The following is a 15842-nucleotide window of genomic DNA, read 5'->3' on the forward strand; positions in this document are numbered from 1 at the left end:
ACGAGTGTTCGGCGCAAGAGCGAAGCGCCGATAGGGCGGCAGAAGAAGGATCATGCGCTGCGACGCGCGGCCGCGTCGTCGACGATGGGCAGTCCCGTGCGGTTCCGGCCACCCTGCTTGGCGCGGTAGAGCGCTTCGTCTGCCAGTGCCATCACCGCGCGGCTTTCCCGGCCGCGAACCAGCGGCGCGATACCGACGCTGACGGTGGCTTGCACGATGTTTCCCAAGGGGTCGCGCACCGCAGCCTCTTCGAATCGCGTGCGGATGCGTTCGCAGATCAGATGTGCCTGATCGACGCTGAGTCCGCTCAGCAGCAGGGCGAACTCTTCGCCGCCCAGGCGGGCGACAAGGTCGCCGTCGCGCACGGCGCCGCGCAGGATGGAGACGAACCGAACCAGCAGATCGTCGCCGGTCGCATGGCCGTAGCCGTCATTGACCTGCTTGAAGTGGTCCAGATCGAACAGGGCGAGGCAGCCGGCCAGACCTTCTTCCGGCACGCCTCGATCGATGTCGTGCGGCCGCAGAGCGAGCATGGCGGCGAGTGCCTCGTCGAAGGCGCGGCGGTTGTGAGCGCCGGTGAGGTGGTCGGTCATCGCCTGGGTGGTGAGGCTGGCCAGTTCCTCCCGCCGCCGGGTGACCTCGCGAATGATGCTGACTGTGCCCGAGGCGCGGCCATGGTCGTCGACGATGCCGCGGATGTGGCTTTCCACCCAGACGATGTCGCCGTTCTTGCACCGGGTCCGGTACTCGATGATGGCAGGCTCGTCGGGAGCGGCCAGGACGCGTCGGCGCGCTTCCAGAATCAGCGGCATGTCTTCCGGCAGGATGAGATTGAACAGCGATCGCCCGACGAGTTCTGCCGGTTCGTAGCCGGTGACTTGCACTGCCGAGGGCGAGGCGTAGCGGACGATTCCATCGGCGTTCACGCGGACGACGATATCGCTCATCCGGTCGAGCACGGCGCGATGCAGCGCTTCGGCCGCATGCAATCGCTCGACCAGGCTGCGGCGGGAGCGAAGTTCGGCGGCGAGCGGCAGGATGACCAGAACGATGGTGGCGAAGTAGATCTGAAGAACCTGTAGCTTCAACGCCATCGGGCCATTCAGCAGCGTCGTCGGGCCGCGCCCGGCGAGCGAGAACGTCAGGCCGATCGCAACCAGAATGACGATCGAGGAAACCGCGCCGAAGCGGCCAAGGCGCAGCGTGGCGGCGATCATCGGAATGAAAGGCAGGATGACGAGGGGTATGGCGTTCTGCCCGAAAGTCACCAGCGACGCGGCGGCGACCAGACCCAGCAGGAGGGCCGCTTCGCCGACCCGGCGGCTATCGGCTCCGGCGATCCACTGGCCTGTCTCGCCGCGCAGGAACAGCAGCAGGGGCGGGGCGAAACTCGCGAAGCCCAGGGCATGGCCGGCATACCAGTCTCGCCAGGCCGGCCAATAGGGCAGGCCCTGCGTGACATGCGCGCAAAGCGCCGCCGCGAATGCCGTCGTCGCAGGTACCAGCATGGCAGTGACGAGCAGGAACGAGCCCACTTCCGGCAGGGAGCGAAACTTCCCGAATCGCGGATGTACCCGCCGTATCAGCCAGGCCGCTGCAGTGGCTTCGGCTATGCAGAGCAGTGAAAGCGGCACGGCCACGGTTCCGCGAAACCCGAACAGGATCGATGCGCAAAGGCCGAAGGGAGCGCACGTCAGCGCGATCGCGGCCCAGCGGCGACGGGGCGTGCTGCTCAGTCGCGCGAAGAGTACGGGTCCGGCCAGCCACACGACTGCAATGCCGCTGTTGAAGCGCGTCAGCTGCAAGGCGAGGGCGGCGCAGACGAAGTAGGTGGTTGCAGTTAGAACGGCCCCGCGCAACGGCAGGCGAAAACGACTGGAGAACGGGCGGGGCATGGCGCATGGCTAGTGGAATATGGTTATCGTCCTGTAAACGGATAACTGCGGCTTCGTGGATTATCCTGCCTCCGGTTCCGAGGGGAAGCGTGCTTCGGCCACGAATGCGGAGACGGTGGCAGCGTGTTCGTCGCTGCGGATGGCCAGCGCCAGAGCGACTTTGGGGGCATTGCCCTGCAGATCATGATAAGTCACGCCCTTGAACGAGGCATCACGCATCGATTCCGGGACGAGCGCCACCCCGAGTTCGGCCGCGACGAGCGCCAGAACGGACGCGACCTGGGGCGCCGATTGACCCAGCACCGCCTCGAACCCGGCACGGCGGCAGGCCTCCAGAGTAGCATCGAACAGCGTCGGCCCCAAAGCGCGCGGGGTCAGGATGAAGGGATCCTCGGCAAGCTGTTCCAGCCGGATCGGCTCACCATGCGGCATTCGGGCCGAGGCCAGGGCGGCGATCAGGGGCTCATCGGCGAGGTGGAACAGGCGCAGGCCCTGCTTGTCCACCGCGTCGGGCCGGAGAAACGCCGCGTCCAGCGTTCCGTTCTTGAGACCTTCGACGAGCCCGTTCGAATTGTGTTCTGCCAGGCTCAGTTCGACATCGGGGAAGCGGCGCCGATAGATGCGGATCGCCTGCGGTACGCGGGGATTGAACGCGGCCGATCCCGTGAAGCCCACGCGGATCCTTCCCGTTTCACCGGCCGCCGCGCGCTGGGCTGCGCTGACAGCTTCAGCGACCAAGCCCGGGATCTGTCGGACTCGATCCTCGAAGGCGCGGCCGGCTTCGGTCAGTTCCGCCCCTTGCGGAATGCGGTGAAACAGCGGGGTGCCGATCTCGCGCTCGAGATCCTTGATCTGGTGGCTCAGCGGCGGCTGCCCGATTCCCAGCTTTTGCGCTGCTCGCGTGAAGTGCCTTTCTTCCGCGATGGCCAGAAAATATCGAATGTGCCGGAGTTCCACGTCATACCCAAAATGTATCGAGATCGAATTGATCATGAATTGGACAGATGGCGTTCACAAGTCCATTTCGGCGTCAGGAGATACGAAATGGCAAGCTTGGCAATCGAAACGAACGACTATGTAGCGCAGAAGACGTCGGCTTCTGCGCCCTTGGCAGCCGCAGGCATGCGCAGCCGCGTCGAAGCGGAGCGGGCCACGGCACTTGAGCCGGTGGTTTTCCTGCCGGGCCTGCTCTGCGACCAGTCGCTCTGGCGCGGCCAGGTTCACGCGCTGGCGGATGTCGCGGCACCGATGATTGCCGACCTGACCCTGGACGACAGCATCGCTGCCATGGCCGAACGCACGCTGGCTGCCGCGCCTCGGCGGTTCTCGCTCGCCGGGCTGTCGATGGGGGGCTATGTCGCTCTTGAGATCATGCGCCGTGCGCCGGAACGCGTCTCGCGCCTTGCCCTCATCAATTCCAGCGCCCGCAGCGATACGCCGGAACGTACCCGGCAGCGGCAGGCAGGCATCGAGTCGTTGCGGCGCGGCAAGTTCGTCGGGATCACCCACCGGCTGCTCGGCGACCTGGTCCATGCCGCTCATACTGTCGGACCCGTTGCGGATGAGATGCGGGCCATGGCCTCGCGCGTCGGCGGCGAGGCGTTCATCCGCCAGCAGCAGGCCATCATGACGCGTCCGGATTCGCTCGCCGGCCTGGACTCCATCGATGTGCCGACGATGATCGTGGTGGGCGAGGGCGACCGTATCACCCCGCCGGACCACGCCCGCGAGATCCACGAGCGGATCGCGGGTTCCAGCTTCCACCTCATCGGCGCCTGCGGTCACATGGCGGCCCTGGAGCATCCCGAGCAGGTCAACTTCCTGCTGCGCAACTGGCTGCTGCGCGAGGCTGCCTGACCTCCGGGCGGGGGCGGATCACTCGAATTCGTCCCCCACCGGCTGCCCGTCCACGAACACCTGACGCCGCTTGACTTCGCGCACTTCGACCTTGCCGGCCTTCAGCGCAGCTTCGCGGCGTTCTGCATCCTTTCCAGCGACGAGCGGACGGCTCTGTACGGCATCCCAGACCCCATTGCTGAGCACCCAGCGATGGCTCTGCGAGCTTGTGACGATCACGGCCTCTGTACTGCCCGGCTCGCGCAGCACCGTGCAGGCGCCGTCGAGCGAGCAGGCGTTGTATTGGCTCAGCTTGTCTTGGAGTGCTTGAGGAAGCCGGGTACCGCGCGGCAGGACAGCGAGACGGGCGACATCGAATCTCTCGCGCTTTGGTTCCCAAGGCGCGGCGTCGATCTCCCAGCGGTTCTCGGCTTTGAGCGCCCTCTGGGCCGCAGCCCGGATCTGCGGCGTGCGCCCCTTGTCGGCCAGGCGCCGGACGGCGGCCTGACCGGCCTGGCCGAAGTCGAAGCGCAAGGCGCGCCAGTCGAACGTGTCGAGCGTAGTGCGCCCGCTGTTCAGCCGCGCTATCTGGTCCCGCGCGGAAAGTTTGCCAAAGTTCACCAGCGGCGTCGACAGGATCAGGGCCAACCCGCAAAGTCCAACGGCAAGGCGCAGGTTGGCGACGCGCAAATGCAAGGCAGCGTGCAGGCGCCAGCGGCCTAGTGCCACCAGGTACGCCAGCCCGTAGGCACAGGCTATGGCCGTGAAGACAACTGCCCAGAGGCGATCCGGGGTCAGACCATGTTGGTCGATGCGCAAGCCCGTCGAAATCGCGGCGATAACGCCCAGCGGCAGCATGGCGATGCCGAGCGCCGCAACGCTGCCGCGCAGCACCGGGTTGCGGGCTTCGTGCGAGGCTTCGTCGCCGATCACGGCGTTGACCAGACAGAGCGCTCCGATCACACAGCCGAGCAGGATCGGGCTCGTCGAGCGCGTGGCGTCCCACAAGGCCGAAAGACCGGTGAAGGGAATCGCGGCAAGGAACGCCACCAGACCGAAGGCCAGCACCGGAGCCAGGACCGACAGGATCGTGGTCACCACCCGCTGCAAGAGGCGCAGGATATTGTCGCGGTCCCGCAGCAGGCCGATGCCCGCACCCAGCGCCGCGCCGGTGAGCAGGAGGATCATCCAGTCCTTTTCCAGCAGATCGCTGAGCACGCGAATGCCGATGAGGCGGAACAGCTGCCCCAGCAGCAGCGCCATGGCCCAGGTCACGCCCACGAAGACCCAGGCGGCACACCAGAGCACAACATTGGTCCAGGCATGGCCATGGGCCTGCGGATAGGGAATGAAGTGTTTGCCATCGGGCCAGCGGGTCCGGCCATCCCGCCAGGCCTGGAACAGCGGGGCTGCGATCCCGACGGCCAGCACGGCGCAGACGATTCGCCAGGGTTCCTCGGCATGGCGAGCACCGAATGGTCCGTTCCAGTATATCGTCAGCGCCACCACCGCCGCCCCGATCGCGGCGGCGGCCACGCTCCAGGCGATGCGCGCGCGTTCGACGACAAACCCGAACACCAGAGATCCGACTCCCAGGAAGGTTGCCAGGGCCGCCCGCGTCTGCATGATGTTCAAGTCTTGTGGCGACCGGTCGGGACGGACGATCCAGTGGATTGCAATGCCGACCAGCGCGCCCAGCAGTGCCAGGCCCCAGGACCGCAGCGGCCATTCGTCGGCTTCGATGTCGGACGAAGGTTCGCGGGGTGGGGAAGGGGGCATCGCGGGTTCTCTCGAAAGTCGCGCAACAGACAGCGCTCGAAAAAGCGTCATTGCTCAGCAGGATAGCGACAAGCGACCGCGCAGACAACGGCGGGGCAGCGCTGATGGCCGGCGACACGATGGCGCAAGAAAAACCTTCGGATCTTTGCGGTGAATGCGGCTATCGGATGACGGAAAGGGGGAGTCTGCCATGTCCGCACCTGACTTTTCGCTGCTGGCCAAGCGACGGTTCGCGCCGATGTTCGTCGTCCAGTTCCTGGGCGCGTTCAACGATAACCTGCTCAAGTTCGCGATGCTGTTCCTGGCGAACTTCGGCATCTTCGCGGAGCAGCCCGGTCGGGCGGAGATGCTGGCGGCAATCGCCAGCGGCGTGTTCATCGCACCCTATTTCCTGTTCTCGGCGCTGGCCGGGCAATTGGCCGACCGTCTCGACAAGGCGCGGCTGGTCCGATGGATCAAGCTGGCGGAAATCGCGATCATGGCGATCGGGCTCGCCGGGTTCTGGCTCCATTCGATCCCGGCTCTCATGATCGCCCTGTTCCTGATGGGTCTGCACTCCACTCTGTTCGGACCGGTCAAGTTCTCGATCCTGCCGCAGCATCTGGAGAGCCACGAGATCATGGGCGGCACCGGCCTGTTCGAGGCGGGGACTTTTCTCGCGATCCTGGGCGGCCAGCTTCTTGCCGGCGTGATCCCGGCGCGCGCGGCAGGGTTCACCGCCATGGGCATTGCAGTGCTGGGCTATCTTGCGGCGCTCGCCATTCCGCCGGCGCCGCCGCTGCGCGGCAGGCACCCGGTCGACTGGAACCTCTGGCGCGGCACGATGGAGGTTCTCGGCACGGCGCGCCGGGTGCGCAGCGTCTGGCTCTCCGTTCTCGGCATCAGCTGGTTCTTCGCGGCCGGAGCGGTGCTGGTGTCGGAGTTCGCACCGCTGGTCAGCGGCACGCTCAGCGCGCGGCAGGATGTGGCCACGATCTTCCTGGCCATCTTTTCGGTGACGGTGGCGCTGGGTTCGGTGGCGGTCAACAAGTTGCTCGGCGGCAAGGTTTCGGCACGGTATGTGCCGCTGGCCGCGCTGGGACTGGGGCTGGGCCTGATCGACCTGTGGCTCTCGACCAGCAACTTCGCGGTGCAGGCGCAGGCGGCCTCGTTCCAGCAATTTCTGGCCTCGCCGGGCGCGTCCCGCGTTCTTGCCGACCTGGTCCTGGTCGCCTTCTCCGGCGGCATGTTCATCGTGCCGCTTTACGCGATCCTGCAAATGCACAGCCTGCCGGAGGAGCGATCGCGGATCATCGCCGCGAACAATATCGTCAATGCGGGGGTGACGGTGACCGTCGTGCTGGCGGTCACCGGATTGCTTGCCGCAGGCATCAGCGTACCGGGCGTAATCGGCGTGCTGGGTTTCGCCTCCCTGCTGGTAGCCCTTTTCAGCAGGGAACTGGCGCGCGAGACAGGGCGGGGCTGAAGAGGGGCGGAGCGCCGCGAAACGCTCCGCCTGTATGGCGTCAGACGAGTTCGCCCAGCGCTGCCGCGTCGAAGCCCTTGAGCTTCGCGGCCTCACCCTGTCTGACCTTGGCGACCCAATCGGGATCGGCGATCAAGGCGCGGCCCACCGCGATCAGATCGAATTCGTCGCGCTCCATGCGTTCGACAAGGTCGTCCAGAGCCGTCGAGGTCGAGCTTTCTCCACCGAACGCTGCCAGGAATTCGCCGGAGAGGCCCACCGAACCGACGCTGATCGTCGCCGCGCCCGTCAACTTCTTCGCCCAGCCGGCGAAATTCAGGCCCTTTTCTCCGTCGATTTCGGCGAATTCCGGCTCCCAGAACCGGCGCTGCGAGCAGTGGAGGACGTCCACACCGGCATCGACCAGCGGCTGCAACCACTCCGCCATGAGGTCCGGCGTTTCGGCAAGCCGCGCGCGGTAGTCCTGCTGCTTCCACTGGCTGAGTCGCAGGATGATCGGGTAGTCGGGACCTACGGCTTCGCGGACGGCGGTCACCACCTCACCGGCGAAGCGCGAGCGTTCGCGAATCGTGGCGCCGCCATAGCGGTCGCTGCGCTCGTTGGTTCCGGCCCAGAAGAACTGATCAATCAGGTACCCATGGGCGCCGTGGATCTCGACGGTGTCGAAGCCAAGGCGCTTGGCATCGGCGGCGGCGCGCGCGAAGGCGGACACGGCATCGGCGATATCTTCCTCGCTCATTGCCTGGCCGTGCGGCTCCCCCGGTGCGAGCAGACCCGACGGGCTTTCGACCGGCACGCCCGGATCCCAGCCATCGAGGCCCTTCGTCGATCCGGTATGCCAGATCTGCGGACCCATCCTGCCGCCTGCGGCATGGACCGCGCCGATCACGTCCTGCCATCCGGCCAGAGCCTCTTGGCCGTGGAAGAGCGGAATACCCGCCATGTTGCGCGATGCCGGACGGTCGATCACCGTCCCTTCCGAAAGGATCAGGCCCACGCCGCCTTGGGCGCGGCGCTGGTAGTAGGCGGCCTGCGGTCCTCCGGGAATGCCTTCGGGCGCGAAGCCGCGCGTCATCGGCGCCATGACGATACGATTGGGCAGATTCAGCGAGCGGATGCGGAAGGGGCGGAACAGGACTTCGATATCGGGTGCCGACATGCGGGCAGGTCTCCATTGAAAAGCGATGTCCCTAGGTATAAACTGTATATCTAGCGTCAATGAGGCACCTTTGATCGCCTAAGTATACGGAAAGAAACCTCGTGCCCGAATGTCAGCATTTCAACATCGACTGCCCTAGCCGCCAGCTGTTCGATCAGATTGCGGACAAGTGGTCGATGATGGTCCTGACGGTGCTGGTCCCTGGTCCGATGCGCTTCAACGCCATCAAGCGCCATGTCGAAGGCGTGACGCAAAAGGCGCTGACGCAATGCCTGCGCAAGCTGGAGCGCAACGGTCTGCTGCACCGACGCGTGATCCCGACCTCGCCTGTGGGCGTCGAGTACGAGATCACGCCCCTCGGGCATTCGCTCCACGCGCCGTTCAAGGCGCTCTACCGCTGGACGCTGGACAATATCGAGGACGTGGAAGCTTCACGCAAAGCGTTCGATCTGCGCCTTCCCTGAAGCGTATTCAGGATATAGCTTTAATCTATATCAGAGGATTAGGCCTTACAGCTTATACGGATTGCCAGGAAGAAGTCGGGCAGTCAGCGGCTCGTCGAGATCGGCCACGCTCATCTCCACGCGGTCGCCGTCGATTACCACAGTGGCGCACTCGCTGTCCGTATTGCCGGGGCTGCGATTTTCCGAAACGCAGAGCAGGCCGTCCGGGCTGATCGTCCAGCGCTGCTTCATGATCGGCTGCCCTTTGCCATGCTCCCGCATACGGGCGATGCCGCCTTGTTTGAGAAAGATCACGTGCGCGCCGGGAGATGCCGAATCGTCCTCTTCCAGCGTGTTGCCGACGAGCTTTTCCACGGCGGCCCGGCCCGTAGTCGCGCCCGGTGCCTCGGCATCCACGGCGGCCGGGAAGCTTGCGCCTGCAAGGATTGCCAGCCCCAACGCAAATTCCGTCATGATCGTCTTCCCAAATGGTTATCCGAAGTTCCCACCCGCAGGACCTTCCCTAGCGAAAAGCGGGGGCCAGCGAAATGGCCTCCGCCGAGCTCCGGGGCCTCAGGAAACGTGACGAAAAAAGGACGGCTCGCCTGAGCCGCCCTTTCTTCCCTGTCCTGCACCGGCCATCCCGGTGGCTGGCCGCAATGCCGGCCGAAGCGGGTGTCGGATCAGAACTTCATGCCGACGCCGACCAGGCCGACATCCGCGTCGGGGGTGTTGTCGCCGACGATCAGGTGCTTGTACTCAGCCTTGCCATAGAACTTGTTGCCGAGATCCTGCTGGATACCGCCGCCGACGCCGACGGCGCTGTTGCCGTACTTGGTGAACTTCGACTGCCAGGTCGACGCGGCATAGAGCTTCGTCGCCGGCGTGAGCTTGACGCCCGCGCGGCCGCCGACACCCCAGGATACGCGGGTGTCGCTGGCGAGAACCTTGTCGGCAGAACCTTCGACGCCCACGAACAGCTTGTCGCCGATATCGTAGTCGTATCCGATGGCACCGCCGGCCACGGCTTCGCTGTCGCTACCGTTCCAGATCACGCCGGTGCGCGCTTCGATGCGGGTCTCGTTCGCGAGAGCGGGTGAGGCGGCGGCAACGGCGGCAACAGCAGCGAGCGAAACAAGTGCAATACGCATAAATAACTCCAGTACTTTTCATCTTCCCCGGCCCTCTTCCGGGCAGCCACCGATTGGACCGCGCGGTCTTGCGCCGATGTGAACAAGTCATTCTGATGACAGTCAGAAATCGGGCGGCGGGCCGGGCAGACCTTGCTTCCGGCAAGGAATTCTGCGGGTTTTCGACCCATTTCGTCGCGGTCATGACGGCTGTGACTGTTCACAAATAGACTGTGGATAAATCCGGCATTGGGGCGGGATAGCGACCGGACAACTCAGGATAACCCACGAAAAGTACGGTTTTGCGACCCGACGCGCCATTCGCCGCGGCCAACCCGAGGTCACCGCCCGAAATGTAAAAGCATGCTTCTGCACGGAGAGGAAAAGATGCTGGCGCGGAAGGCATAGGCAAGCGCGAAACCTTTGCCTATGAGGGCCGCCATGGACGACAATCTCCGCCGCGCAGCCCTCGATTACCATCTCCATCCGCAGCCGGGTAAGCTCCGCATCGAGCCTACCAAGCGCATGGTCAACCAGCGCGACCTTGCGCTGGCCTATTCGCCAGGGGTCGCGGCCCCTTGCGTGGAGATCGCGGCCGATCCCGACAAGGCGCTGGACTATACCGCGCGCGGCAACCTGGTCGCCGTCATCTCCAACGGCACGGCCGTGCTCGGCCTGGGCGCGATCGGCGCACTGGCTTCCAAGCCGGTCATGGAAGGCAAGGCGGTCCTCTTCAAGAAATTCGCCGATATCGACGTGTTCGACCTTGAGGTGGACACGACCGATCCCGACAAGTTCGTCGAAGCGGTCGCCCTGCTCGAACCCACGTTCGGCGGCATCAACCTGGAAGACATCAAGGCCCCTGAATGCTTCGCCATCGAGGCGCGGCTCAAGGAGCGCATGAACATTCCGGTGTTCCACGACGACCAGCATGGCACCGCCATCGTGGTCGCCGCCGCCGTTCGGAACGCTCTGGTCCTCCAGGGCAAGACGCTGGCGGAAGCCAGGCTGGTCACCTCGGGGGCAGGGGCGGCCGCTCTCGCCTGCGTGGACCTGCTGGTATCGATGGGGCTTCCGGTCGAGAACGTAACCCTTACCGACAAGGACGGAGTGATCCATTCGGGGCGCGAGGGCATGCTGCCGAACATGGCGCGCTATGCCCGCCAGACCGACGCGCGGTCGCTTCCCGAGGTGCTGCCGGGCGCCAACCTGTTCCTCGGCCTCTCGGCCCCCGGCGTGCTCAAGCCCGAGTGGCTGCCGCTGATGGCGCCCAATCCGCTGATCTTCGCCCTGGCCAATCCTGAACCCGAGATCCGGCCGGAGATCGCGCGTGAGGTCCGTCCCGACGCCATCATCGCCACCGGCCGCTCTGACTATCCGAACCAGGTCAATAACGTCCTGTGCTTCCCCTACATCTTCCGGGGCGCACTCGACGTGGGCGCCACGGCGATCAACGAAGAGATGAAGGCCGCCGCCGCCGAGGCCATCGCGGCGCTCGCCCGGTTGCCTGCGCATGATAGCGTCGCCCAGGCCTATGGCGGCCGCAAGCTGGTGTTCGGCCCGGAATACATCATCCCGACGCCTTTCGATCCGCGCCTGATCGGCGAGATCGCCACCGCCGTCGCCAAGGCCGCCATGGCGAGCGGCGTCGCGCGCAAGACGATCGATCTTGACGATTACAAGCGCAAGCTCACGCGCCAGAACACGCGCTCCGGCCAGCTCATGCTTCCGGTGTTCGAAGCTGCACGCGGCTCGGCCTGCCGGATCGTCTACGGCGAAGGTGAGGACGAGCGCGTGCTCCGCGCGATTCAGGACGCGCTCGATGAAGACATCGCCCGTCCCATGATCGTCGCCCGTCGCCGCGTCCTCGAGCAGAAGCTGCCGAACCTTGGCCTGAGCTTCGAGCTGGATCGCGATGTCGAGGTGATCGATCCCGAGACGGACCATGAGATCATGACCGAGCTGGTCGAAGCCTATCGCGCCATCGCTTCGCGCAAGGGCGTGCCTGCGGACGAGATCCCGCGGCACGTCTACCGGCGCCCCACGCTGACGGCGGCGCTGCTGCTGCGGACGGGGCGCGTCGATGCTGCACTGGTGGGCGGGCGCTCCGAATATTGGGGCCAGATCGAGCACGTCCTGCGCGTGATCGACCGCAAGCCCGATATCAGCCGCGTCTATGCGCTTTCAGGGCTGATCCTCGATGCGGGTGCCTTGTTCATCACCGACACCCACATGGTGCCGGATCCCACGCCCGAGCAGATCGCCGAGATGGCGCTGCTCGGCGCCACACAGCTCAAGCACTTCGGCCTGCGCCCGCGCGTGTCGCTGCTGTCGCACTCGAACTTCGGCGCTTCGCATAGCCCGAGTGCCCGCAAGATGCGCGCGGCCCTGAAGATCGCGAAGGCAGCGGCGCCGGACCTGCTGGTGGACGGTGAGATGCACGCCGATGCCGCGCTCAGCCAGGCGCTGCGCGATCGTCTCGTCCCGGATGCCCGGTTCGAGGGGCCGGCCAACCTGCTGGTCATGCCGAACCTCGACGCGGCGAACATCACGCTGACTGCGCTCTCGGCCTCGTCGAGTTCGCCTACGGTGGGCCCGATGCTGATGGGGCTCTCGCAGCCGATCCACGTCCTGACGCCGGGCGTCACCGCACGCGGTATTCTCAACCTCACGGCGATCGCGGCGGCGCAACTGGAAACGGTGTGATCACGATACCCGTGAGCGAGGGGCCGAGTAGGCGGCTTGCTCACGGGTAGCCCGGAAGGGTAAGTCAGACCTCGGCGTTCCGAGCAAGACGCGGTGACCAGTTGGGTTGGTAATATATATTATGTTAATCTGCGCATGACGTCGTAGGCATAGCGCCTTCAGCCCAAGCCATGCTCCCGGTGCGACCGCGCGCCAGGAGCATGGGAAAGCTCAGGCCTGCAGCGTCGCGTTGTCGATCACGAAGCGATACTTCACGTCGCTCTTCTGCATGCGATCGTAGGCTTCGTTGACGTCCTGGATGTCGATCATCTCGATGTCGGCAACGACACCTTTTTCCGCGCAGAAATCCAGCATCTCCTGAGTCTCGGCGATTCCGCCTATCAGCGAGCCGGCGATCGCCCGGCGGCGGAAGATCAGCGCGGCGACGTTCGGCGACGGATGCGGATGCTCGGGAACGCCCACCAGCGTCATCGTGCCATCGCGCTTCAGCAGCGCGGTGAAAGCATCGAGGTCATGGCTGGCGGCCACCGTGTTGAGAATAAGGTCGAAGCTGTTGGCATGAGCGGCCATCTCGTCGGCATTGCGCGACACCACCACGTCGTCGGCTCCGAGTTCCCGCGCTGCCTCGCGCTTGCTTTCGGAAGTCGTAAAGGCCACGACGTGCGCCCCGAGCGCGTGAGCCAGCTTGACGCCCATGTGGCCGAGTCCGCCGATGCCGACGATCCCGACCTTCTTGCCGGGTCCGGCATTCCAATGGCGCAGCGGCGACCAGGTGGTGATGCCGGCGCAAAGCAGCGGCGCCACGGCTGCCAGCTGTTCGTCCGGGTGGCTGATCTTCAACACGAACTTGTCGCTGACGACGATGCTCTGCGAGTAGCCGCCAAGGGTGTGCCCCGGAGCATCCGCGGTCGTGCCGTTGTATGTGCCGACGAAGCCGTTGTCGCAATACTGCTCGAGGCCTTCGTCGCAAGCCGGACAGTGCTGGCAGCTGTCGACCATGCAGCCCACGCCGACGGTGTCGCCGACCTTGAAGGCCGAAACCTCGCTGCCCACGGCCGTCACCCGGCCGACGATCTCATGGCCCGGAACGCAGGGATAGAGCGTTCCCGCCCACTCGCCGCGTGCCTGGTGCAGGTCCGAATGGCAAACCCCGCAATAGGCGATGTCGATAGACACGTCGTGCGCGCCTGGCTCGCGGCGCACGATCTCCAGCGCCTCGAGCGGCGCCTTTTCGGTGACGACACCAAATGCTTTCGTCATGGTTGTTTGTTCCCGGTAAACGATGGACAGACGGCGAAGCCGCATCCTCCAAATCTAGACTGCTCCGTTCCGCCGATAACCCCCGAACTTGTCGAATGCAGTGATGAGCCCAATTCATGAACGGCTAGAAGCCCATTGGTCTGATTTCGCGAATGAGGTCGATCAGCAGGCGCAGGCTGGAAGGCACCTGCCTCCGACTGGAATAGTAGATGTGGAACGCCTCGCCCCTCGAGCCCCACTCCTCCAGAACCACGCGAAGCCGCCCCTCCGCGACAAGCGCGGCGATGGAGGGTTCGGCGGCATAGATCAGCGCCGCACCGCTCAGCGCCATGTGCAGGCCGATGCGGGAATTCCCGATGGTGACCGGGCCGGAAACGTCGATCACCTCGCATTCGTCGCCCCTTCTCGATGGATTCCTTGCCGCTGGAACCCACTTGGCCCGCAATTACGAGCCGCGCTCCGTGGCAAGCGGCGAAACCACCGAAGTGCTGATCTTCCTCATGGACCAACCCTCGCCCTCGCCTGCCGTCCGTTCGACGATCGAGGGCGGTGTCTCGTGGCCGCGGGAAGTCGCCCTGCGCGACCCTGCCGCGGAAGGCACTGAACGCCTATGCGCGGTGGTCGGCAGGCGCTAGCCGACGCGAACAGGTCCGCAGGCGGCGAAGCATAACTCGTTCGCCTGCGGACCTTTCGCCTTCAGTTTTGCGGCGCCGCGGTCTGTCCTGCTCCGGCAGGCTGCTCGCCTCCGAGGCCTCCGCCGAGCGAACGGTAGAGTTCGACCAGATTGCTGGCCTGGATGAGGCGCGTCGCAACCAACTGCTGCTCCGCCGCATAAGCCGTGCGCTGTGCGTCGAGCGAGGTCAGGAACGAGTCCACCCCGGCTTTGAACCGGGCATCCGACAGGCGCGCGGCGACCCGCGCGGACTCCGCCCGGTTGGACTGCGCCTGGATCTGGTCCCCGATCTTGCCGCGCTGTGCCAGCGCATCGGCCACCTCGCGGAACGCGGTCTGGATCGCCTTCTCGTACGTCGCCACCGCCGCCTGCTGCGAGGCCTTGGCGTAGGCCAGATTACCCGCTCGCTGCCCGCCGTCGAAGAGAGGAAGCGAGAGACCGGGCGACGCACTGTACGTGTAGGTTCCGGACTTGAAGAGGCCGGACAGCGCCGTGCTGATCGTGCCGACGGTTCCCGTCAGCGAGATCGTCGGGAAGAAGGCGGCCCGTGCCGCGCCGATGTTGGCGTTTTCCGCAATCAGCAGATGCTCGGCGCGAAGCACATCGGGGCGGCGCAGCAGCACGTCGGACGACACGTCGGACGGCAAGGCGTCACGCGTCACCGGGTCGGACGAAAGGCCGCTGGGCAGCTGCTCCTGCGCCACCGTGGTGCCGACGAGCAGGTTCAGCGCGTTCTGGTCGAGCGCGATGCTGGCTTCCAGAGCGGCGATGTCGTTCACCGCGCTCTGGTAGTTGGTATCGGCCTGGCGCACTTCCAGTTCCGAGCCGACGCCGATGCGGAATTGCTCCCGCGTGAGGCGCAAGGTGTCTTCGAAGGTCTTGAGCGTCTGCCGCGAAAGACGCAGTTGCTCGGTATCGGACGCCATCGTCAGCCAGGCCGTCGCAATTTCCGCGATAAGGCTGATCCGCGCGGAACGCTGGGCTTCCTCGCTGGCGAAGAACTGTTCCTGGGCGGCGCGGGTCAGATTGCGGATGCGGCCGAACAGGTCGAGTTCGAAGGCGGAGATCCCGGCAGTCGCCTGATAGATCTCGATGTCGGAAGAGACGTTGCCCGCTCCGGCACCTCCCCCGGCGCCCATGGCACCCATGATATTGTTGGTATAAGTCGCTGTCCCGCCCGCATTCACGGTCGGGAACAGGGCCGAGCGCTGCACGCGCAACTGCGAACGGGCCTGGAGCACGTTGGCGGCTGCGACGCGGAGATCGCGATTGTTGGCGAGCCCGGTTTCGATCACTTGCCGCAGGCGCGGATCGAGGAAGAATTCCTGCCAACCGATGCGGCTTACATCCAAGGCGTCGGTGGCGGCGGCCGGGTAGACCCCGCCTTGCGGCAGGGCCACCGGAACGGCGCCGACGGGCCGCTCGTAACGCGGCGCCAGGTTGCACCCTGCCAGCATCGTGGTGCCGGCAATCAGGGCGATGAGGGACTTTTTCAT

14 protein-coding genes are annotated in these 15842 nt (G+C 65.4%); 5 read left to right on the plus strand and 9 right to left on the minus strand.

Annotation, left to right across the window (positions count from 1 at the left end):
• Positions 1–50: 50 nt before the first annotated feature.
• Both L284_RS35840 and L284_RS35845 read right to left on the minus strand, forming a co-directional pair.
• The gene (locus L284_RS35840) at positions 51–1895 is read right to left on the minus strand and encodes a sensor domain-containing diguanylate cyclase (protein WP_031342164.1); all 1845 of its coding nucleotides are present in this window, start codon (positions 1893–1895) and stop codon (positions 51–53) included.
• 60 nt (positions 1896–1955) lie between these two features.
• Entirely contained in the window at positions 1956–2852 is an 897-nt protein-coding gene (locus L284_RS35845; RefSeq protein WP_031342167.1) for a LysR family transcriptional regulator, read from the minus strand.
• Positions 2853–2939: 87 nt separating this feature from the next.
• Between L284_RS35845 and L284_RS35850 the strand changes: the two genes are divergently transcribed.
• A complete protein-coding gene (locus L284_RS35850) occupies positions 2940–3752 on the plus strand; it encodes an alpha/beta fold hydrolase (RefSeq protein WP_021234144.1) in 813 nt (270 codons plus the stop codon).
• 18 nt (positions 3753–3770) lie between these two features.
• Here L284_RS35850 and L284_RS35855 read toward each other — a convergent pair whose 3' ends face one another.
• Positions 3771–5510 carry a DUF4153 domain-containing protein gene (locus L284_RS35855; RefSeq protein ID WP_021234145.1) on the minus strand — a complete coding sequence of 580 codons (1740 nt, stop codon included), beginning with the start codon at positions 5508–5510 and terminating at the stop codon, positions 3771–3773.
• Between the two features lie 190 nt (positions 5511–5700).
• Here L284_RS35855 and L284_RS35860 point away from each other — a divergent pair, with 190 nt between their 5' ends.
• Positions 5701–6975 carry an MFS transporter gene (locus L284_RS35860; RefSeq protein ID WP_021234146.1) on the plus strand — a complete coding sequence of 425 codons (1275 nt, stop codon included), beginning with the start codon at positions 5701–5703 and terminating at the stop codon, positions 6973–6975.
• Positions 6976–7015: 40 nt separating this feature from the next.
• Here the strand turns inward: L284_RS35860 and L284_RS35865 are convergent, their stop codons facing one another.
• Positions 7016–8134, minus strand: coding sequence for an NADH:flavin oxidoreductase (locus tag L284_RS35865; RefSeq protein ID WP_021234147.1), 1119 nt, complete (start codon positions 8132–8134; stop codon positions 7016–7018).
• Positions 8135–8235: 101 nt separating this feature from the next.
• Between L284_RS35865 and L284_RS35870 the strand changes: the two genes are divergently transcribed.
• Positions 8236–8598, plus strand: coding sequence for a winged helix-turn-helix transcriptional regulator (locus tag L284_RS35870; protein ID WP_021234148.1), 363 nt, complete (start codon positions 8236–8238; stop codon positions 8596–8598).
• A 45-nt stretch (positions 8599–8643) separates the two neighbouring features.
• On the opposite strand, the gene L284_RS35875 is transcribed toward L284_RS35870, so the two are convergent.
• Positions 8644–9051 carry a hypothetical protein gene (locus tag L284_RS35875; RefSeq protein WP_021234149.1) on the minus strand — a complete coding sequence of 136 codons (408 nt, stop codon included), beginning with the start codon at positions 9049–9051 and terminating at the stop codon, positions 8644–8646.
• A 209-nt stretch (positions 9052–9260) separates the two neighbouring features.
• Entirely contained in the window at positions 9261–9728 is a 468-nt protein-coding gene (locus tag L284_RS35880) for an outer membrane protein (RefSeq protein ID WP_021234150.1), read from the minus strand.
• Positions 9729–10148: 420 nt separating this feature from the next.
• Here L284_RS35880 and L284_RS35885 point away from each other — a divergent pair, with 420 nt between their 5' ends.
• Positions 10149–12413, plus strand: coding sequence for an NADP-dependent malic enzyme (locus tag L284_RS35885; protein WP_021234151.1), 2265 nt, complete (start codon positions 10149–10151; stop codon positions 12411–12413).
• Between the two features lie 210 nt (positions 12414–12623).
• Here the strand turns inward: L284_RS35885 and L284_RS35890 are convergent, their stop codons facing one another.
• Together L284_RS35890 and L284_RS0124180 are read right to left on the minus strand one after the other, a co-directional pair.
• A complete protein-coding gene (locus L284_RS35890) occupies positions 12624–13673 on the minus strand; it encodes an NAD(P)-dependent alcohol dehydrogenase (protein WP_031342173.1) in 1050 nt (349 codons plus the stop codon).
• Positions 13674–13797: 124 nt separating this feature from the next.
• Complete coding sequence (locus tag L284_RS0124180; RefSeq protein ID WP_031342174.1) at positions 13798–14058, minus strand: LysR substrate-binding domain-containing protein; 261 nt, start codon at positions 14056–14058, stop codon at positions 13798–13800.
• 49 nt (positions 14059–14107) lie between these two features.
• On the opposite strand from L284_RS0124180, the gene L284_RS0124185 reads away from it, so the two are divergent.
• Positions 14108–14308: a pectate lyase gene (locus tag L284_RS0124185; RefSeq protein ID WP_031342176.1), complete on the plus strand. Its 201-nt coding sequence runs from the start codon at positions 14108–14110 to the stop codon at positions 14306–14308.
• A gap of 61 nt (positions 14309–14369) precedes the next feature.
• Here the strand turns inward: L284_RS0124185 and L284_RS35895 are convergent, their stop codons facing one another.
• The gene (locus tag L284_RS35895; RefSeq protein WP_021234155.1) at positions 14370–15842 is read right to left on the minus strand and encodes an efflux transporter outer membrane subunit; all 1473 of its coding nucleotides are present in this window, start codon (positions 15840–15842) and stop codon (positions 14370–14372) included.

The sequence above is a fragment of the Novosphingobium lindaniclasticum LE124 genome, from assembly GCF_000445125.1.
GTDB classification, from domain to species: domain Bacteria; phylum Pseudomonadota; class Alphaproteobacteria; order Sphingomonadales; family Sphingomonadaceae; genus Novosphingobium; species Novosphingobium lindaniclasticum.

Coding starts and splice junctions, on each gene's coding strand:
- L284_RS35880 (WP_021234150.1), bottom strand. CDS start 9,728: ATGCGTATTGCACTTGTTTCGCTCGCTGCTGTTGCCGCCGTTGCCGCC.
- L284_RS35850 (WP_021234144.1), top strand. CDS start 2,940: ATGGCAAGCTTGGCAATCGAAACGAACGACTATGTAGCGCAGAAGACG.
- L284_RS35890 (WP_031342173.1), bottom strand. CDS start 13,673: ATGACGAAAGCATTTGGTGTCGTCACCGAAAAGGCGCCGCTCGAGGCG.
- L284_RS35860 (WP_021234146.1), top strand. CDS start 5,701: ATGTCCGCACCTGACTTTTCGCTGCTGGCCAAGCGACGGTTCGCGCCG.
- L284_RS35895 (WP_021234155.1), bottom strand. CDS start 15,842: ATGAAAAAGTCCCTCATCGCCCTGATTGCCGGCACCACGATGCTGGCA.
- L284_RS35865 (WP_021234147.1), bottom strand. CDS start 8,134: ATGTCGGCACCCGATATCGAAGTCCTGTTCCGCCCCTTCCGCATCCGC.
- L284_RS35840 (WP_031342164.1), bottom strand. CDS start 1,895: ATGCCCCGCCCGTTCTCCAGTCGTTTTCGCCTGCCGTTGCGCGGGGCC.
- L284_RS35875 (WP_021234149.1), bottom strand. CDS start 9,051: ATGACGGAATTTGCGTTGGGGCTGGCAATCCTTGCAGGCGCAAGCTTC.
- L284_RS35855 (WP_021234145.1), bottom strand. CDS start 5,510: ATGCCCCCTTCCCCACCCCGCGAACCTTCGTCCGACATCGAAGCCGAC.
- L284_RS35885 (WP_021234151.1), top strand. CDS start 10,149: ATGGACGACAATCTCCGCCGCGCAGCCCTCGATTACCATCTCCATCCG.